The 19,105-nt window shown below is 56.9% G+C and carries 15 protein-coding genes; 5 read left to right on the top strand and 10 right to left on the bottom strand.

Annotation, left to right across the window (positions count from 1 at the left end):
- Positions 1 to 446 (bottom strand): TnsA endonuclease N-terminal domain-containing protein (locus J8I87_RS12370; RefSeq protein WP_209931740.1); only part of this gene is annotated, 446 nt, incomplete at its 3' end.
- A gap of 1,508 nt (positions 447 to 1,954) precedes the next feature.
- A complete protein-coding gene (locus tag J8I87_RS12365; protein ID WP_245253874.1) occupies positions 1,955 to 2,449 on the bottom strand; it encodes a hypothetical protein in 495 nt (164 codons plus the stop codon).
- 162 nt (positions 2,450 to 2,611) lie between these two features.
- Between J8I87_RS12365 and J8I87_RS44670 the strand changes: the two genes are divergently transcribed.
- The 4 genes from J8I87_RS44670 to J8I87_RS12355 all read left to right on the top strand — a co-directional run bounded on the left by J8I87_RS44670 (position 2,612) and on the right by J8I87_RS12355 (position 5,576).
- Positions 2,612 to 3,157 (top strand): DUF6471 domain-containing protein, encoded by a 546-nt coding sequence (locus J8I87_RS44670; protein ID WP_245253873.1) that lies wholly within the window; start codon positions 2,612 to 2,614, stop codon positions 3,155 to 3,157.
- A 439-nt stretch (positions 3,158 to 3,596) separates the two neighbouring features.
- Complete coding sequence (locus J8I87_RS45975; RefSeq protein WP_313064403.1) at positions 3,597 to 3,905, top strand: BPSL0761 family protein; 309 nt, start codon at positions 3,597 to 3,599, stop codon at positions 3,903 to 3,905.
- Positions 3,906 to 3,975: 70 nt separating this feature from the next.
- A complete protein-coding gene (locus tag J8I87_RS12360) occupies positions 3,976 to 4,299 on the top strand; it encodes a hypothetical protein (protein ID WP_209931738.1) in 324 nt (107 codons plus the stop codon).
- Between the two features lie 605 nt (positions 4,300 to 4,904).
- The gene (locus tag J8I87_RS12355) at positions 4,905 to 5,576 is read left to right on the top strand and encodes a hypothetical protein (protein ID WP_245253872.1); all 672 of its coding nucleotides are present in this window, start codon (positions 4,905 to 4,907) and stop codon (positions 5,574 to 5,576) included.
- Positions 5,577 to 5,906: 330 nt separating this feature from the next.
- Here J8I87_RS12355 and J8I87_RS12350 read toward each other — a convergent pair whose 3' ends face one another.
- The 6 genes from J8I87_RS12350 to J8I87_RS12325 form a co-directional block, all read right to left on the bottom strand.
- Positions 5,907 to 7,397, bottom strand: coding sequence for an alkaline phosphatase family protein (locus tag J8I87_RS12350; protein ID WP_209931737.1), 1,491 nt, complete (start codon positions 7,395 to 7,397; stop codon positions 5,907 to 5,909).
- Positions 7,398 to 7,519: 122 nt separating this feature from the next.
- Positions 7,520 to 9,109: a S8 family peptidase gene (locus tag J8I87_RS12345; RefSeq protein ID WP_209931736.1), complete on the bottom strand. Its 1,590-nt coding sequence runs from the start codon at positions 9,107 to 9,109 to the stop codon at positions 7,520 to 7,522.
- Positions 9,110 to 9,390: 281 nt separating this feature from the next.
- Positions 9,391 to 10,719 carry a hypothetical protein gene (locus J8I87_RS12340; protein ID WP_209931735.1) on the bottom strand — a complete coding sequence of 443 codons (1,329 nt, stop codon included), beginning with the start codon at positions 10,717 to 10,719 and terminating at the stop codon, positions 9,391 to 9,393.
- A 131-nt stretch (positions 10,720 to 10,850) separates the two neighbouring features.
- Entirely contained in the window at positions 10,851 to 12,455 is a 1,605-nt protein-coding gene (locus tag J8I87_RS12335) for a protease pro-enzyme activation domain-containing protein (RefSeq protein WP_209931734.1), read from the bottom strand.
- A gap of 620 nt (positions 12,456 to 13,075) precedes the next feature.
- On the bottom strand, positions 13,076 to 13,837 hold the full coding sequence (locus tag J8I87_RS12330) for a hypothetical protein (RefSeq protein ID WP_209931733.1): 762 nt from the start codon (positions 13,835 to 13,837) through the stop codon (positions 13,076 to 13,078).
- A gap of 57 nt (positions 13,838 to 13,894) precedes the next feature.
- Complete coding sequence (locus J8I87_RS12325) at positions 13,895 to 14,395, bottom strand: hypothetical protein (protein WP_209931732.1); 501 nt, start codon at positions 14,393 to 14,395, stop codon at positions 13,895 to 13,897.
- An 834-nt stretch (positions 14,396 to 15,229) separates the two neighbouring features.
- Between J8I87_RS12325 and J8I87_RS12320 the strand changes: the two genes are divergently transcribed.
- Complete coding sequence (locus J8I87_RS12320) at positions 15,230 to 15,892, top strand: hypothetical protein (RefSeq protein WP_209931731.1); 663 nt, start codon at positions 15,230 to 15,232, stop codon at positions 15,890 to 15,892.
- 156 nt (positions 15,893 to 16,048) lie between these two features.
- On the opposite strand, the gene J8I87_RS12315 is transcribed toward J8I87_RS12320, so the two are convergent.
- Together J8I87_RS12315 and J8I87_RS12310 are read right to left on the bottom strand one after the other, a co-directional pair.
- On the bottom strand, positions 16,049 to 18,418 hold the full coding sequence (locus J8I87_RS12315) for a PAS domain S-box protein (RefSeq protein WP_209931730.1): 2,370 nt from the start codon (positions 18,416 to 18,418) through the stop codon (positions 16,049 to 16,051).
- Between the two features lie 186 nt (positions 18,419 to 18,604).
- A complete protein-coding gene (locus J8I87_RS12310; protein WP_209931729.1) occupies positions 18,605 to 18,823 on the bottom strand; it encodes a hypothetical protein in 219 nt (72 codons plus the stop codon).
- Between the last annotated feature and the right edge of the window lie 282 nt (positions 18,824 to 19,105).

The following is a 19,105-nucleotide window of genomic DNA, read 5'->3' as shown; positions in this document are numbered from 1 at the left end:
ATGCAGCGTGTCATGGATGCGGTGATCACCATCCAGATCCTGCGCAACGGGTACGACACTTCTGTATAACGAGATGGGTTTAACGCACGTGAGCTATTCATCCCGTCATTGACGACGAGGTACCACTGGACACCACGTTGATGCCAGTAAGTCCGCTCAATCTCAAGCTTTTCCTGAGTGCGCTTGTCGGGCATCTGTTTGCGATCTTTGACCGCTTTGGCAACCAGAATATTTCCGCCGGGCTCGTGACGGGTTATCACGAGATCGGTCGTCTGGGGTAGAAGCATTCTGGTATGCGGGTCGACGGGATGCTTGACGCCTATCTGGTTAGCGATGGTTAGGGTTTTAAACAGGTCCAGCAGGTTCTGCTCCCATATGTCATGGACGGACTCGTCGTACCACTCCTCCAAGAATGCGACGTACTCGTGGTCAGAAAGAAATTGCATCGTGCGACCGCCAGTCTTCTGACACGAGACGCGATGGGATCGCCCCCTGGATGGAACGTCGGATACTTTGAGCCAAGGGAGATACGTTGCGCCCGTCCCTTTTCCGCGCCCCTCTCGTATGAAGCGCTTGAGCTTTGCCGGCGTCATTGCATATCGAAATCTGGCCATGATCTTCTCCGTGGGAATGCGGGAACCTGAATGCTCGAAACTGTGTTTGCAGCGCACACAGCCAAAGAGCTTCAGGCGAGCCAGTCTGATGAATAGCTCACCTGAAGCGATCGTCAGGAGTGACCGTGACGCGATGGAGTACGCGTTACAGCCGTCGGAACGTCGCGGCGCGATGTAGAAGCATCATGTGCGTAGCCCAGGAGACCGGTCGTGCAGGACTTCCGGTCGGAAACGACGGACGTATGTAGTACGGAGCACGGTCTCGTTCATCAGCTTGTCTAGATGTGTATGGTGCCGTCTGCACGACTCCGTCGGTCGCGAACAGGTCTTCTCGCATTCGTATGGGCTGCTGCTTGGCCACGAGTCGGGAGTGGTGCTCAAGCAGTTTCCTGCGCGCAAGATAAGTCTCCCAACTCGGAATTCGGAGAATGCCCTGTCGGAATACCTCCCATGCTTGAGGATACGGAACTGAGGCCTGAGTTAACAAACTGAGAACGTTGCGCGCCCACAAATAATCAACCAGTTCGGACCATTCTCTTTGCAACCGCTGTTTCTTCGACGATTTCATTTTGTATACCTCGAGTGGATTGCTCTCGCTGAACGAAACAATTCGTGGTGGCATTCAGCGAAAGCAGTTACGGTAGAGCGCAAGAAAATGCGCACTTTCCGGCGACATTGGTGACGTCGCTTTGCGACTCGAGTGTCCTGTGAGGTGACCTTGTTCTTTGCACACAAGGCGGGATGCGTCGGATGAAAACGCGACGAGCAGGGCGGAGTTTGAAGCGTGAGCATAAAAAGCCTGCGGAACCGTCGTAGATTCTGGCGACAGGGCCGTGGCGCGGCCGAGCGAATGCACGACCCGCGCGGACAAGGGGAAATCGAGCGCATTGTGATGGCTCCCGCGTTCGTTAAGGACGCACGAACCCTTTTGACGCCAGATTGCGCTCGTGGGAGAATCAGGTTGCAGACCGTGGTCTCTCACAAGAGCCACCGGGGGCCGGTAGGTTCGGGTTCGCTCGGGCTTATCGACCCCCTTTCTTTTTTCTAAGGGATATCGGCGGTCGGCAGGCCATGGAACTCTCGAGTCAAATCATCCGAGTGTTCATTGCTACATGTCTATCTCCATTTCGTCTTCGCACGTGTCCACAGCTTAGAGCCCCAACTTTCAAATAGCCAGCGTTTAATTTCGCCAATAAGTTGACGAGCCGAAGCTCAATTTTTTGGTTTCACATCGTCTACTTGCGTTATTGCCTAATTAATATTATAGGTTTAAGCCTCACGCGAGGTCAGATGAAAAGTATATGTTTCTTCATTTTGAGATTTCCGGATATAAAGGAGTGCTAGCTAATGACATCGTCTGTTTCTAGTAATCGCGATAACGATGCTGAAAATCTAGGCATAAAACTGACATCAGGCCTCTCGACCCAGATCGCACGGTCGTTGTGCTCGGGAGGAATCGCGCTGCGTGAAGCGTCTACAATGGTTAACTGCGACGGAGCGCGCTTCTTCACGTCTACACGTAGCATTTCTGCTCTTGTTGGGTATGCTATTGCGCGCCGATGGATGCGATTGCCCGGCATCGTTGCACCGACTGTCTTCATCGCTAACCGGCCTGGAAGCATGTGCACAATCTTACGGAATCCGTAGTCGACAACGAGCCAACTGTTCAGGACAATTTGTAGCTCATCGTGACGAGCGACGATCGTCACAAGCGGTTCGAGCAGCGGGAGCGGTTCAACGCACAATGGCGCCCGTGGCGCTTGTTGCAAGGAGTGGTGATGCACATAGTCGCGGAACAGGACGCCCTCGATGCCGAGGTACAAGATGGAACTCATGGCGGCCATTCTCCGAGCCGCACTTATGCTGTAAGGGCCTTACAGGGCTTTGTCGTAGCATGTGCGGCGAGCGAAAAACGCCTCTCGGATTGTATTTTTCTTTCTATCGAAAGGTCCGCGTGCTGTTTAGCACACTGTAAACGTTAGCATATACCAACGAAAATGCAAACAAATCAGGTGCAGGACGTGGACACTGCGTGGGCGAAGGTGGTTTCGCGGGCCGCCCACGTGTTGCTGGCTCGCCAGGATGTTAGCTACGCTCGGCTGGCAACTAAGCTCTCTGGAATAGGCATAACCGAGTCGGCACGGTCGGTCCAAGGGAAGGTGCAGAGGGGCACCTTCAAGTTTACGTTTTTTCTTCAAGCTCTCGTCGCTGCGGGGACGGACTGCCCTTACACCTGGGTACAAGCGCTTCGCCAAGAATCCTCTTGGGACGCCCGCGCCACGGCTGTTTTGAGTGCCGAGCTAGCGTTGCGACCGTCGATCGACTGGCCTACTTTGAGTAGGCGTCTTGAGCATATCGGTGTCCCCATAGCACCGGCCTCATTGAGGGCTCAGGCGGAGGACGGTAGCTTCGCTTCCGCTCTGTTTTTTCAGTGTGCTGCGGTCTGCCACTTCGACGACATTCAGCTATATCTCGACTCATCGATGCTCAACGAGGCAGTCAAGGTCGGGCGAGTAACGTCACAAAGCTACGATGTGAAGTGAAGTTTCACTTGCGCTTTTCCCGTACCAGCCTATAGTTCAATGCGTGCTGTTCAGCACGCGTAAACGGCCGAGACAAAAGTCAAATTACTCCCGCTTCTCGCCCTACTATTCGTCACCGGCCATAATGCATTTCTCCGCTATAAGCGCGAGGATATGTGCGGGACCGGTTCCGTAGCGAGGCAGTCATGCCAATCTGGGCCCTACCACCCGTTTGCAGCGAGCCGATCGTCGGTTTGCTCAAATGGCGTGTCTTTGAAACTCTTCCAAACGGAACCCGGCACTTCGTCGGATTGAACGCCAACGACCGAACGGGACGTGTCAGTTCTGCCATTCTTGAAGTTGATCTTAAGCAATTGCGCGGGACGACGCAGTCTGGTCGGGTATACGAACTCCTCGGTCCTAGCGGGAGTGATCCCGACGCGCAGTTTGTGTGGGAGCGATGGTGCGTGCTCAACGACGTTGCACAATATCAAGACGTGACAAACACCTTGGCAGCGGCGAGGGCGAAGTGACAACCCCTCACGAACGAACCCGCGCCGTTGTCGGAGCCCGGGATCTTTTGACGATTCTCTCCGACGGCCGCGGCCCATACTCAGGTGACCTCGTGCGAACCCTTGCCTTGACGCTGCTCAGGCACTATCCGCTTGAGGTCGACATCGCAGTCTCCGCGGCGGCGCTACCCGGAGTCTGGGCGGAGCCAGTGACGGTCGGGAAGGCCGTTGACATCGCTCGAGTTCGGCGGCGGTGACAGGGCTTTCCGACTGGACGCGGTTCGAGCTTGGAGCGATTGGTCCGCCCAGGCCATATAGGCAGAGATCATGGAGACGAACGACGTCCCTGACGATTTCCCGTTCGGCATCTCGGCCGTCGTTCCTGGCGCGCAACCGAAGCTCTGCGTGATTCGTCGCGCTGGTAAGTATTTTGCTGACCATGAAGGCGTTTCCCGACGGGAGCGCTGGCTCCTGTGCGAAGACCTGGCATCTCAACTCGTCATTGTGGCGGTGAAGCACGGTCGCGGACGTCCGAGCTCTCATGAAGAGACACTGCAGTGCATCCGGTTAGCGGTCGCGCGCAAGGATTGGGTCTCGACGGCAGAACTCAACTGGGTGATCTCGCGGTTGCGTCAATTGCTCGCATGGTGAGGGCATCCGCTCGGGAGTAGCTATCGAGATTGCCGCCGCGGTCGCGGCGCGGGTAAGGGCGCGTCTTCCGCGACTGAGCGCAACGCATATCGCTACTCCAGAAGGCCGCGTCGGTGCGTGCCTCATCTCAAAGCGGGAGAGGCGTCCGCGGCCGACGGCGAGTCGATACACCCGCGCCAGGAGTGCACCGGTCACCCGCCCGTCGGCGTAGCTTTGCCGGGCCGGGACAGGGTACGTTGGCGTTTGTCCGCCGCGAAACGCGAAAGCCCGGAACGCAATTCGGTCGATCGACGACCTTGCGCAAAAACTAGGCACTCTAAAATCTCCTCGTGAATAGTTGGCGATTTTAAAAACATTAAAGTATTTTAGAAAATAGTCGATTTCATAATGGACTTTGATTCTGTCTGAATGCTATAAATTCGCCAACGGGCAACGCTGATTCGGCCGCAGAAGCCTACCGGACAATGCTTTCCGGCCCGTCGTCATCGGGGTGTTTTTGCTCTATACATGATTGCATTTCTATCGAACCGCATAATGCGGTACCGATAGGCAGTGCATTAATCAACACACTCGAGTCACGATATTCGTGTCGAGGAACTATTCGGATGGAAAATATTATGGAAGGCATGGATAGAATCCGCGTGAGCGCAGGTCCTGTACCCCTCGGTCGGCTTGAAGAGCTTCAGTCGTTCGACGAACGTCCGGAACTGGCGCGCGGACTCCCCGGAAATATTCCCGTTCTGACCTTCCCGTTGAGACTGAGCGAAGCGCAATGTCTCTCGCGGAATTATCGTGGGTATCACTTCGGATTTGGGCACGTCGAGACGGGAGATGGCATGCTACTGACGATGAGGTTGCAGCTGGAAACGTTGCAGTTCTACTGGATCGCGCAAATGACAGATCCCGAGCTGTGGGCTGCTATCGACATGTGGCGGCAGGAACAGCGAATTCCGATCGGCTTGAAGATCCAAAGCGGAAAGGCGTGGGACATTTCGTTCTTGTTCCTGGATGTGCCGTTGCCCACGCCGCTGACTGCGGAGAAGCATCGCTGCGCTCCGCAGCGCGTGGTCACGCCGCATGACTGGAAGTGCATGGCGGCGTTGACCGGCGGTCTCATGCAGATTCAGGCAACGTCAGACATTCCCGGCATACCGCTGGAGCATGTCTTCGCAAGTGCGCTGCTGACGCAGCAGTTTGAGGGCGTAGCCGGCAAGGAACCTCTGATAAAGATGCCCATGGTCATTAAGGCCCCTCATCAACGACACATCGACGTTTAAAAGGGCCGAACGTTACAATTCTCAAATGCGCGGCGACCCGGTCAGTCGCGCATTTTTTTGACCACGCTCGTAGCGAAGCGTTAGAACTGCCCTGCTAGTGCAGGAGCGAAGTCTTCGCCCGTCATTTTTTCTCGCGTGCAGCATCGGCGAGATATCAATTGAAGCTTACTTGCGAAAGTGTTGCGCTACGAAATTGCCCAACGATGCCGACATTGCCGGGCGGTTTGGACTTCGGCTCCTGGTCCGCAAATGCGGTACCACAACGCACGGCGACGTGCGCGGTCGCCCACACGGCTGACTTGCGCTGCGTGGGAGGTGTAGACGAGGAGGTTAGCGCCGTTTGTGGCCTTTGGTCTGGCGGGCGATGTAGCTTACGTAATCTGCGAGCGCTCTTGGCGATACCGTGTTCGCCGCAGAGCTTCCTGCGCCGGATGCACCTGCGTTGTTCGTCGGAGATGAACCCACTGCCGGGCGCAGGCGATGTGCAAAAAGGGTTGTGTCGTGAATCGCGGCAGAGCTCGAGTTGTCTTTTGCCATCTGTAAGTCCAGCGCGTGCGCGATAATTGCGAATCCTCCAATATGGTTTGCGGTGACGCTGGTGGTAGCAATGCGTGCGCTTGCGGCGGCTGGTGCGGGCGGGGCGTCGAGCGTACGCGGTCCGTCGCTTCCATCGGCTCTTCGTTGGTTGAGGAGTGCGCTCACCCACGACGGAGAAGACGCATCTCGCTGCGTCAGTGGGGCGGCGATTCCAAAGGTTTCACGAACCGACCGGACGATCGATGCATGGTCGAATGCAACACCGTCCGAAGAGCCGGGAGATGGAAACAGCTTACTTCCCAACTGTCCCCCAGGAACCCATGGGGAAATCAGCAAGGCAGGAACGCGCACCCCGAGTTTATTGAAAGCAAACTGTCGTGGATACTTTGCTCTCCGGCCATTGGTGTCGCTATCACCTGGGGGCTCGGCCGTCGGTGGCAGCTTATGGTCGAAGAACCCGCCATGTTCGTCCCATGCGATCAAGAGGATGCTGTTTTGCCAAATGGGCGAATTTCTGATCGTTTCGTAGACGTATTTGATGAACTGCTCGCCTGCGGCCATCGAGCCGACAGGGTGCTGGGAATTCCCAGTAGCGAAATCGCCGCTGAGCAGTCCGTAATCTGGCTCAATGAAGGTGTAGTCGACGTTGTACCCCGAAGCCAGGTCTCGCTTGAAAACATCATTCGCGGCGCCCGGTTCGATGCTCCGGAAGGTGTCGTGGTGGAAGAAGCCCCCAACGAGGCCCTTAATGGCGAGTACCTGCGGAAAAGCATCAGCGTGGTAGACGCGCCATTTTTTGCCTTGGGCGGTTAGGTGCTCGAAAATCGTACCGTTGTCGAAGGAAAACCCAAGGCTGTCGATTGTATCCGACTCGATGCTTGTGATAGCGCTGGGACTGTTGTCGAGCCCACCAGAAGAGGCTGCATGGACAAAGAATCTGTTCGGCCATGTTGGCCCCGGCACGGACGAGAACCAATTATCAAAGAGAACGAAGTGCTGCGCGAGCTGGGAGACGACGGGAAGCGCGGGCGGCCGAAATCCTCGCATCGCAATATCGGCTGATGCTCCCGTTCGAAATCCACTCATGGGCGGCGCGCCGGACAGTTGCTTTTGCACGTCGTCAAATTCGTGTGGAGGATCATCTGTCAGCCTGTCGGCGGCGCCGTCAGAGAAACCCCACGAGTCGTCGGGCGCTTTAACACCGTCGATCCCTGACAGGCCGAAGAGGTGGTCGAAGGACCGATTTTCCATTACCAGAACAAAGACGTGAGCAATGTCAGCCATGAAATCCTCCGGACGTAATGTGTGCCGTCAAGTGTTGAACTTACGCTGTCGTAGTCACCCGACGGGCCGCTGCATGAATCCGCTCCAACGCTATGTTCATGATCGCGAGCGTCGGCAAGCGTTTAATTGCCTTCCGCAATTTTTTGAACCGCTTTCTTCATCGCAGCCGCGGAAGCGTCGAGAAGCAGGCGCTTGACGCCTAGGTCGGTAACGCGTTCTGCAATTTCATTGGCTGCAAGAGCGGCAAGTAAATCCCGTTTGTCGGTTGAGATTCTTTCCACCTTGGAACCCCAACCCGGATCGACCGGGACAGGCCCCTTCCCAGGAACCCAGATCCAACCAGGGCTATCGTTGATAATCCCAAGGAGAATTTGGACGAAGCTTACGTAACGGTCGCCGAGATCGTGCCATGTGTCCGCCGCGATCTGGGCTTCGATAATCGCGCGAAGATTGGGCATGACACCAATCCGGTCGGTCGCCGGCATGGCGCTCTGTGTGTTTGCCTCCGGATTGCTGAGCAGATCCCGGACGCTGCTCGGATCATAGGTGCTGTTTCGAACTTTGCGACGCCACGATTGCAGCAGTAACGCTGCCCCTGCAACGATCGGCGAAGCTCCCGAAGTGCCTCCGAATGATGCGGTATAGGCGGTCGTGCTGGTTCCCTGCCAGCCTTCGCCCGTCGTGTCAATGTTCTCGCCCCACCCGAAGCAGTCAATCCTGCTCCCAAAATTCGAGAAGTTGAGACGTGCATGTGGTGCGGCCGAACTTGCGGCCCCGACCATGATTGCACCAGAATCCTTGTAGTTCCCACTCGAACGATTCAACACGTAGTTGCCGGCGTTGTCGGTGAATGTGTCGAGATCGTGTGAGCCGTTTCCGGCGGCCTCGACCACGACGATACCTTGACTGGTTGCATGATTGATCGCGTCGAAAACCGCCGCCTCGACTTCTACGGGCAGATAGCTGAGGCCGTTCTGGGACGTCTGGGCTTCGAGCAGGAGAACGTCACCTGGGGACATCACGTCGGTGGCGGACAAGATTGCAGCGGCAGTGTCATAGCTTGTCGCAGTCCGCCACTGGGAAACGACGCGTGCGCTGCATCTCGGCGCAATTCCCACATCACCGATCTGGTTGTCTACAGAGGTAATTTCCCCGAGTACGGCTGTGCCATGTCCAGGATACGCCTGATTGAGGCCTGAAATGATAGTGATGGCTGCGCCCACCAGATCCTCATGATTAAGTGTCCAGCCTTGCTCCATATCAACAAAACCAACCCCCGTGCCGTCGGCGGTATTCCATGTCCAGCGGGCGTCAATACCCCCAGGTGCCGCATCAAGATATCCTTGGTTTGCCGAGCGAGGGTCGTCCGCTGGGTTGACAGGCGGTGGTGTGGGGCCACCTTCGAGATACGCAATTTCGACCTCGTTCCGCGCGGTAAGCTGACGCACGATCTTATCGGCTTTCGCCCCTGCAGGTAGTGAGATAGCCACGTAGCGTCCGAGAACGGCCTGTGCCTTAGCGGAGAGCGACTCATTCTCGCCGAGTACCTCGAAGCGGCCTTTCGGAACGACCTGCTTCAGCCGATTAGCTGCAAAGCTCCTGAGTTCGGCCGGCTGAGCACCGGCGGAATGCTCCGCCGCAAGCTTGATGATGATCCGTCTCGGAATTTCGGTGGCTGCAGCTTTTGGCTGCTTACCTGCGATAATCGCCATGTAACTTCTCCCGTTTTATGAGGGAATATCTCGAAGTACCGACCCGAAAATAGATCGGTTGTCCTCCGGTGCACACGCCTTCAGCACATCGATGCCTCCGAGCGCGCTTAACCGAGTAGTAGATTGGAGTGCGCTATTGGACGCCTTGCAGTCAGTTTGCCTCTCCTTCGTCGGGTCGTAAGTTCAAGCCGGACCCTCGTCAGCTTGGTCACCAGCGCGATCGCATGTCCCTTTCTCGCCTTTCATTGCCGGAGCGGCCGCTAAGCCCGCTCGCTTCGCGCTCACTTGCCTTTGCTCAACTCGGGTTCGGGCGACGAGGATGGTTTCTCTGACGGCAGGATCGCGCCCACGACGCGCTCGATGAATTCGAAGAACTTGTCGACGCCATAGCCCGCAACAAATGCCAACGCCAGTGGCGGGAGCGACTTGCTTCCCTCTAGAAAGCTGGTGAAGAGTCCAATCGTGATGCCGATAATGACCGCCGTCGCGATTTGCGCCAGGTTCACAATCGGGGATTTGCGTAGGTGATATGTGCTCGTTCCCGTTTCCGACCAGATTCGCCGCAAAACAGCAGCACAAGCACCGAGTGCAGCGTACAGCACGGGAAGGACGAACCCGACGACCGATCCACCGAAGTTGTTAGCGTCTGCCTTCAGCTTCAACGCAATTTCGCGGATGTCCTGATACACGGCTATTTTCTGAAACCCTTCTTGCACCTGATCCAGGGGCGGCCTTGGCGCGGGCCGTGGACGGGGCATTGGTGGATCGTCCGGCACCTCAGTGGTGCCGACGTGCAGCAGGGGCAACTTGATCTCCAGGTTGGCTCTCAACCCGTCTGGTGAGCACATCCAAAAATTTGTATCCTGATTGGTAACGGGTTCCGCCATGCCGACATCCTTGGTGTAGCAATTGCCCATGTACTCGTCGCGTTGCCAGATCTCTGTCTTTTTATCAAACCTCAAGTAACCGAGAAAATTCATAACACGGTTAAGGCCGTCGATATCCGAATATAGCTGGCGCATGCTGATGGCAAATTTCTGGATATTCTCCTTCAGTTCCCGCGCCATTTGAGAATTGACGAGGTGATCGCTCGCGTGCTCCTTGTCATTCAAGCTCTCGCGCGAGTCCCAAACTTGCAAAATGAACGCTTGCGTTTCGTCGTGGATCGACAGGGCGAGTTTATCGTTTGATTCGACCTGCTTGTCGATATCTGCCGTAAACTGGTTGAAGATCAACATCAGACATGACAGCGCAATTACCAGCACGGCAATGAAGGCTGCAATACCGCCATAACGCCACATCGATCTCTGCGCCATTGTCGGCGCTCGACGGCTGAGCGTCTCTCTCGTCACCGGCGGTGAAACCGCTTTTGAAATCGCGGCATAGGCCTCGTAAAAGGACGCGATATCAACGGCGATCCAGACGTTTCTCGACCGCGCATCTACTGCACGGCCCACGGCGCTGAGATGCTTTTCCTGAATCTCAATGCCATGCTGTGCGGCAAACGAAAGTAGCCGCTGGCAAACAGACACGTCGCGAGCGAGGCCATAGACAGAAGAGGAACCTGGAACATAGTCGGCGCTCGGTGGTGGGGACTGTTTATCGTTCATCTCCGCTCTCTAATCGGACCTGCCCAAGGCTGGCACGTCTGTTGTCGGCGGGCACCAAGCGCGGCGGCCCTCGTTTGCCGCACCTCGCTCCGGCCCACACCTGCCAACGGCTCTTCCTCAAGACGCCCGCGTTACGCCAAGTGATTCAGGATCGCCGTGCCGTCCGGGGTGCCGAGTCCTGTACATGCGTCCCAGCCATTGGCCGCTTGGTACCCCTTGATTGTGTTCTTGATGGCATTGGTTCCAGACGTTACGTCATTAAAGATGCCCTTTGACGCGTTCGCGTACAGGAACGGATTCAGGAAGCCCACGTTCTTACCTTTGCCCTGGTTAATCTGAGCGACAAGGGCAGCCATCAACGGCGCGACGGCGCTCGTCCCGCCCGACGGTCCTTCTGAGGTATCGACACGCGTAAAGTAGTTCGTCGCACTCATCGCAATGTCCGGAACACCGCGGCCCGCCGTCCCAGAGTCGATCGACACGGGATCAATCCCGGCATTCTTTTGATAGGCCGGCACTGGAAAGGCCGCGCTGACTCCGCCTCCGGTTGCCCAGCCGCCTCCTCCTTGCACGTTGACGTCGAACGGCGTGTCGTCGTTCCATACGATGTCCTTGCCGCCCGTGATCTGCGTGCCACCGCAACCCAGCACCAAATCGTCACACGCAGGGTGGTTGACATGAATCTTGCCGTCCCAATGTCCCGCGTCCAGATTTGCTGTGCCGTGGTCGCCCGATGCGGCGCATACCGTAATGCCCAAGGAAGCCGCAGCTGCGAATAGTTCATGATAGGCATTCAGGCCTTGCTGATCCGTCGAAACTTCCGGGCTGCCCCAACTGATAGATATCACGTCAGGTTTTCTTTCAGAGTCGTGGATTGCCGCGCTGATTGCATCCAGAAAACCCTGGTCGCCGACGTTAGGCGCAAAGTACACGACGTATTTGGCTTTGGGCGCCACCGCACCTGCAACTTCGATGTCGAGCATTACCTCACCATCGTCAGAGTCCGGCGTAGACGGATGATTACCGGCGTGGTCAATTGAAACGGATGACACCTGCGGCGTTGGCACGCCGATCTCCTTGAAGAACGCGTTGAGATCGCTTCTCCGATAACCTCCGCCGAGTTCGATGATCCCAATGGTTTGTCCGGTACCGTCCAGTTGTGGCGGGAAGTTGTAGCGCTTTGCGAACACCGTTGCAGCCACGCCGTTACCGTTGCCCGGCCCATTCTGCGCCGCGCTTTTCTGGCGATGTGGTTCTCGATGCTTTGGACGTGTGTCGAAGCCGAATACGCCCGTGACGATCTTGCTTAATTCCTGTGGCAGCGAAATCTCGCCTCGCCTTCCGCGGTATGTGCCTGCAGCGTGGTGGTACATCTGCACATCTGCATGAAAGGCTCCGAGCAGATCACCTAATCTGCCTTGCAACACAACCGCGCGCTCGCCTGCACTTCGATGGGCTACCTTGAGGTCATGTTGTTGAGCGAAGTGCTCGATCATGTCGAGATCTTCTTTGCTTGCACCGTGCTGCTCGGCCAGTTCTTCGTGCGTCAGGTATTTGCGATCCGCAAGCGGAGTTTTCGCAAGTTCATACGCCTTTTGAACGAGCGTGGCGGGGTCGCTAACCGATCGAATTCGCACGGTGACGCTTGCCAGGGTCGACGGATCGGCGGGTCCTGCGAGTCGCGAGTTCGGTAACACGTTTTTCTGGCTTCCGGGCAGCGGAACGTATTGAGCCATGATGAAGTCTCCTTCAACAGTATCGACATACAACGGGCCGTTTCAGGTTTGGCACCTCATAAAACGGACAACGCCATGCGGCGCTTCTTTTTGAGAAAAGCGCGAGCACTGTATTTCTCGACACGACGTGATGTCAGCTTGACGGCTAAGGATTGCTGGGACGTTATGATCAGAGGTGCGCGGCGTTCAGATTTAGATTTCGATTTTTTGCCTGAGTAAGGCCGGCACATCTGAAATCGTAGAAACCAGATGCATCAATTCAAAGCGGTTTACGTGTGCTTGCGCACATATGGGTTCGGTATTTGGAATGAAAGCAGCATTTAAGTGTTAGCGCCGCTGCGCTAAGATTCTCGACGAAAGGTCGGGAGCGCAATGAGGCTATAACATTGAGGCGGAATATCTGGCACAGCGTCGTGCACGGGCCGATGTTTGTGATGGGCCTCTCTCCGGTATTGCCTTCTCAGGCGGCGGCATCGGATCAGCATGCTTCGCTCTGGGTGTTCTCAGTTGGCTGGAGCAGTCTGGCGCGTGGAAATCTTTCGACTATATCTGGGCCGCGCCCCGAAAACACACTTGGTGATTAACCCTACATGTTGATCGCCAGGTCCGCCGCAGAATCGCTATTGGGGCCGCGCTGGCGCCGGTCGCGCCGCGGGTCGCGGCTCCATTGTTGCAAGCAGGCGCTCCAGGAACGGAGGGAGCACCAGGCACAGACCAATCCGCTGGTTCATCTCGCCGCGATATGCGTCCAGTTTGGCGGGGTCGAAATGTCCGCCAACATAAGCCGTACCAACCTGCTCGAGTGCGACCCGGCTTGCAATCGTCAACTTTCCGCAATGGCTGAACGCGTTGTAATGCTTCATGGCAGTGCGCATGTTCGCGATGGCGCCGCCGTTTACTCGAAGCGAGGCGGCGTTCCATTCAAGCTGTTCGATTGCTTTGTGCCCTTGCGTGCGGTGATCGTCATCGTCGACTTTCTCCCAATAGCGCGCCGTGACAGGTGGTTGATTCCTGTTCTTCTTGATGATGAGCGGCGCATCGGCCGAGCACAGGATTGACATGGCGATTCCTTCGACCGCTTGTCGCATCAAGTTTCCCGCTGCAGGCAACTTTCCCGCGAACAGCAGTTTTGTCGAAGTGACGATATCGTCGAGTACTCCATAGGCAAACGCGGTGACGAGTGCGGTTTGCATGGTCTCAGCTCGATTGGCGGCCGCGTTGAGCGCGGGTATGAGCCGGAAACAGACCGCCAGCACGTCGGCTAGCTCCGTGAGCTCGACATCCAGATGCTCGGCGAACTCGGCCCGGACGTGGGCATCCTCGTCGAGTAATTCCCGTTTGACGGCTTCCGGGTCGGACAGGTCGATTATCGGCGGCGCCATGGGGGCCTCCTTTGTGATGTGGCATCTACCGAGTCCGTAGCCATGGGCTTTCCATGGTTAGCGCTCGTGCGCCGGCGTCATGCTCGCCGTTTGCTCTTGTTCCAGGGAGCGGATGAACAGAACGTCGGCGCCATTGCGCGGGCGATACCGTGCGTGATACGAGAAACATTCGTCGTCGAGGTCGCCAAAAAACTCGATTAACTCTGGGCGTCGACCAGTTTCGGCTCCAATGAGGTCGATGTCATCGGGCGTGCCATCCCGGTTGTTCGCTTGAACGTAGACGGTCAGATTGGACTCGCGCCCAATCAGCTCCAACACTTCGAGTATGCAAATGCCGGATAGCAGGACGACACCGAACTTCGCACGCACTTGCTCGATTGCGGCTGTCAGCTCTTGGAGTCGTACGGCTTCTACGAACACGCCCTGTTGGCGCGTGACGAAGTCATCAAGGTCAAGCCCCTGGATACCGAGGCGACGGGCGATCTCGCGCATCAGTTGCGTCTTGCCGGCGAGCATGCATCCGTCAAACGTGACTAGGCCGCGTGTGACCTCGCGCACGCGATGCTCCAACGCTTCGACGTCTGCCGTCTCAGTTCGACTTGTTCCCATGCTCACCTTGGGCGCCAGTGGCTGCAGTCTCCGATGGTGCCGGCCGCAGTCGGGCGATTGTAGCGCGCTCAACAGCTGGGCGATTCGGCCACCGCTCGCTCTCGCTCCATATCGGCAGACACATAGCGGGTCGCTGGCATCGCTTTCGTGCAGCGAGTCGCACGGTAGGTCGTGTAGCCGAGAGACCTTTCGCAAGCATTAGGACCATTGCGTGACCGAGCAAGTCACCAAATTCACATGTCGCGCAGCAATCTCCACGGAACAAAACTCCCTGCACTGCAGGCAGTTTTCAAGGCGCTCGAAAATCTCCCTGCATCTGAACGAGATTTTAGTCGCTATGAAATCCGCCATTGAATAACGGTAGATTTTAAAAAGACAAATTTATTATCGAAAATCGTAAAGATTTCAGTGGACTTCTGTCTTTCCACGATGGTAAAAATCGTCTGTCGCTCTCTGCAGAGTGGTATTCGTTGCCGTTTCTGATCTGATCAGTTTCACGAAATGAATAGCAGGCCGCGGCTCGCAGGAAAGGTCGCGTCAAGCCCGCACGACAAGCCTTGCCGGCTGTCGTCGTCAGAGGATAGCCTGTGTCTGTGAGATTGAACCGTATTTAAAGGTAATTCGACCATTCTATAGAGTTCATATCAGAACATGCTTTGCTGCTGAGCTATACACGTTTGCACGGGAAATTAATCTGGACATGAGCTTCGGATTGGTTTGCCTGTGCAGTCTACGTAATCGTGGTGCGCCAACCGCGCCAAACTAAATTAACTGGAAATAATCATGAAAGGCATGAATCGCATCCCCGCTGGTATGGTCCCTGTCGCGCTCGGTCGACTGGAAGAACTCAAATCTTTCGAGGCGACTTTCAAACAGGCAGCCGGTCTGCCCGGTGACATTCCTGTTCTAACGTTCCCGCTGCGGCAGAGTGAATTTCGATGCGTCTCGCAACAGACGGGGGCCGGAAATTTCGGTTTCGGCCGCGTCGAGCTTGAAGACGGCTTGCTGATGTCGATGCGCCTCCAAATGGGGGGTGTGCAGTTCTACTGGCTGGCGGAAATGACAGACCCTGAACTGTGGGCGGCGATCGACATGTGGCGACGTTACCAACGTGTTCCGATCGCTCTGAAGATCGAAAAGGGCAAGAACCTTTGGGATATGGCGTTTCTCACCTTGGACATCGATGGGGAACCAATGCGGGACGAAAAATATCGATGCGCGCCGCGGCGTGTGGCGACACCGCACGATTGGAAAACCATATCCGCTCTGGTCACTGGCTTCATGCAGATGCAGGCAACTACGGACATCCCGGGAATCCCGCTGGAGCATGCTTTCGCTGCCGGGCTCCTTACGAAGCAGTTCGAGGCAGTAGCGGAGCAAGAGCCGCTGGTGAAAAAGGCGGTGATCGTGAAGACGGCTGACGGGGGCCGTATCCTCATCGGGTAGGGCAAACGGCACCACTCCCAAATGCGCGACTGCGACAGTCGCGCATTTTTTTCGGTCTCTCTGGGCTCCGGAAAGATTTCGCACCGAGGTTGTCCCAAAGATGGTGCAAGCGGCGATAGGCCTATTGACGACACGCCATGAACCGGTGTCGTGGCGCTATGCGTCATTCTCATGCGCCTTGCGCAGCGCCAGTTGTAACTGGTCAAGCGTATAGGGCTTTCGAAGAGCTTGCCAATGGAAGTCGCTGGCTTCGCCGTCTGGGATGGAGTCTCCGGACGCGAAAATCACGGAGATGTCTTTGCGCAGCAACGCAACCCGACGTGCCAGTTCGATGCCTGACATGTCGGGGAGGTTCACGTCGGCAAGGAGCGTGCTAAACGGGGCATCGGCAACTGCGGCTATTGCGGCCTGCGCAGTGGCGGCGACTGTTGGCCGGTGTCCCAGCATTCGCAGCAGCTCGCTCACCGCATCCCGTGTTGGCCCGTCGTCATCTACGACGAGAACTCGATGAGAGACAGACTCGGCTATGCCCGAGGTGTTTGCCGAATTAACGTCCGCCGCAACTCCCAGAGGCTGTTCCTCATGGCCCAAGACCAGTCGGACCTTATATGCAAGTTCTTTGCGGCTGTACGGCTTACTGAGTAGTTCAACGCTTGGGTCCAGGCGGCCACCATGAACAATCGCGTTCTGCGTGTAACCCGAGGTAAACAGGACGCGCAGATGTGGCTGTATCTGAACGGCACTTCGCGCCATTTCGGTACTCTTCAGCGTTCCCGGCATGACGACGTCTGTGAAGAGAAGGTCAACGTGTACGCCGCTACTGAGCACTGCGATGGCCTGGTCAGGGTTGTCGGCTTTCAGCACGTTGTAGCCGAGGTCAGTGAGCATGGCGATTACCGTCTTTTGCACCCTCGTGTCGTCCTCTACGATGAGCACCGTTTCGCTACCTCCCGCGGCGGGGGCATTATGCCGAGTCACCATCTCGCGCGCTTCGCTGGCCGTTCGCGGGAGATAAATCCGCACTGTGGTGCCATGCCCAAGTTCACTGTAGATCCGGATATGACCTCCGCTCTGTTTAACAAAGCCATAAGCCATGCTGAGACCCAGGCCGGTGCCTTGCCCTTCGGGCTTCGTTGTGAAGAATGGGTCAAACGCCTTCTCGAGCACATCGGTCGACATCCCAGTTCCGCTGTCGGTCACGGCGAGCATTACATATTGGCCGGCCGGCACGTCCGAGAGCGAGCGCACATAGCTGTCATCAAGCATCGCGTTGGCGAGCTCTAGTGTCAGTTTGCCGCCCTCGGGCATGGCATCGCGCGCGTTTATAGCCAGATTCAGAAGTACGTTCTCCAGCTGGTGAACATCGACAAATGCATTCCAGAGGCCGCCAGCCACCACCGTTTCGACCTCGATGGTTTCTCCGAGTGCTCGGCGCAGCAGGTCATCGGTGGCACGGACCATGACTCCCAGATTGACTGCCTCAGGCCGAAGCGCCTGGCGCCGGCCAAACGCCAGCAACTGTGAAGCGAGCGTTGCACCTCGCTCCACCGCCTCAATCGCGTTACCCAACCGTTCCATCGTCCACTGGTCTCGTCCGCATCGACTCTGCAACAGTTCCAGGTTGCCGCTCAGAACCTGCAGCACGTTGTTGAAGTCGTGAGCGACACCGCCCGTAAGCTTGCCGATCGCCTCCATCTTTTGCGCCTGGAAAAGCTCCGCCCTGGTCCTCTCAAGGAGCTTGTCGGCTTCTCGCTTTTCAGTGACGTCTTGCGTGATTTTTGCAAATCCGAGCAGAGTGCCGGAGTTATCGCGGATGGCATCAACGACGACGTGAGCGACGAAGCGGGTTCCGTCGCGACGTACGCGCCACCCTTCTGATTCGAAACGTCCATCACGGGCCGCGATCTCGAGCGCGCGCTGGGGCAAGCCGGCGGCAGCGTCCTCGGGCGTATAGAACCGGGAAAAGTGAGATCCGATGATTTCCTGTGCGGTGTAACCCTTGATGCGTCGTGCGCCGTTGTTCCAGTTGGTCACAAGACCGTCCGGCGACAGCATGAAGATCGCATGGTCGGATACTCCGTCCACGAGCAATCGGAACCGTCGCTCGCTTTCGATTACCGCTTCGTGAGCTTTTTGCTTCTCGCTCTCGTCGCGTACCAGCTTCGCGAACCCGAGCAGAGTGCCGTTAGCGTCCATCAGCGCCGTCGTCACGATACTCGCCCAGAATACGGAGCCGTCCTTGCGTTTGCGCCAGCCTTCCGCCACGGAGCTGCCTTTCTCGTGAGCGCGATGGAATTCCGATTCAAACGCCTCGCGCTCGTGCGGATCATCAGGAAGCAAGATTGACGCATGCTTTCCAATAATTGCGTCGGAGGTGTAGCCGTAGATTGCAGCTGCGCCGGGGTTCCACGTAGAGATAAAACCATCGGACGTGAGGGCGAATACGGCGAACTCGGTGACAGACGCAGCCCACAGCGTTGCCCAATGCTCAACGTCTCGACTATCGGCGTTCTCGATGCGCGACATGATCGTCAATTTTCGAGTGAACGAGGTGTATTCTACGGTGTCTGCAGCGTTCGGATACGGTAGGTTCGACAACGCACCTGGGACACTTCACATGCATTCGAGGCTCGCCGGAATAGCCCAGCCTGCCGGAGTCGCGGGCTCGCGACTCCGTCCCAGCGGTCAGCCCGGCCGATATCGAGCTGAACGCTAGCGGCTGTCAATCCAGGCGCGTCCCCACAGCAATCCAGCGGTCTCTGCTTCGTCTTCTCTATCGAAGTCATTTAGCACGCCGGATGCTTCAACAATTTTGCCTTCCTTCGTGATCGTCCCGCTTCCCGCATATCGTTCGCGGGTCATTGTTTCGTCGCACTGGCTGAGGATGGCGTGTCCCCAGAGAGTGTAGCCTCGGTACTGTTCGCTCTTCATATAATGTGATGCTCAGGGTGGCTGCTAATGCGGGGGCGAGATACACTGCCTGACGCTATTGAGGAAGATGCCATCGTGGCAAGCCACGCGTCAACTGGTCCGCGTGCCCTCGCGTCGACTGCCGGCGTGCCTGGGGCAGCGGACATCTGCCGAACGCAATAGCCGCTACAACCCTCGCCGAATCGCCGGTCGCGCAGTGAGTCGTCGACCTTGCATGAGCAATCTGCGGCATCGGATGCGGCTCGTGGGTGACGCGCGCGTCCATGGTCATTCCTCGTCGTT

Source organism: Paraburkholderia sp. LEh10 (genome assembly GCF_017814945.1).
Lineage (GTDB): Bacteria > Pseudomonadota > Gammaproteobacteria > Burkholderiales > Burkholderiaceae > Paraburkholderia.
The sequence above is the reverse complement of the archived record's forward strand: the minus strand, read 5'-3'. Positions and strand labels throughout refer to the sequence as shown.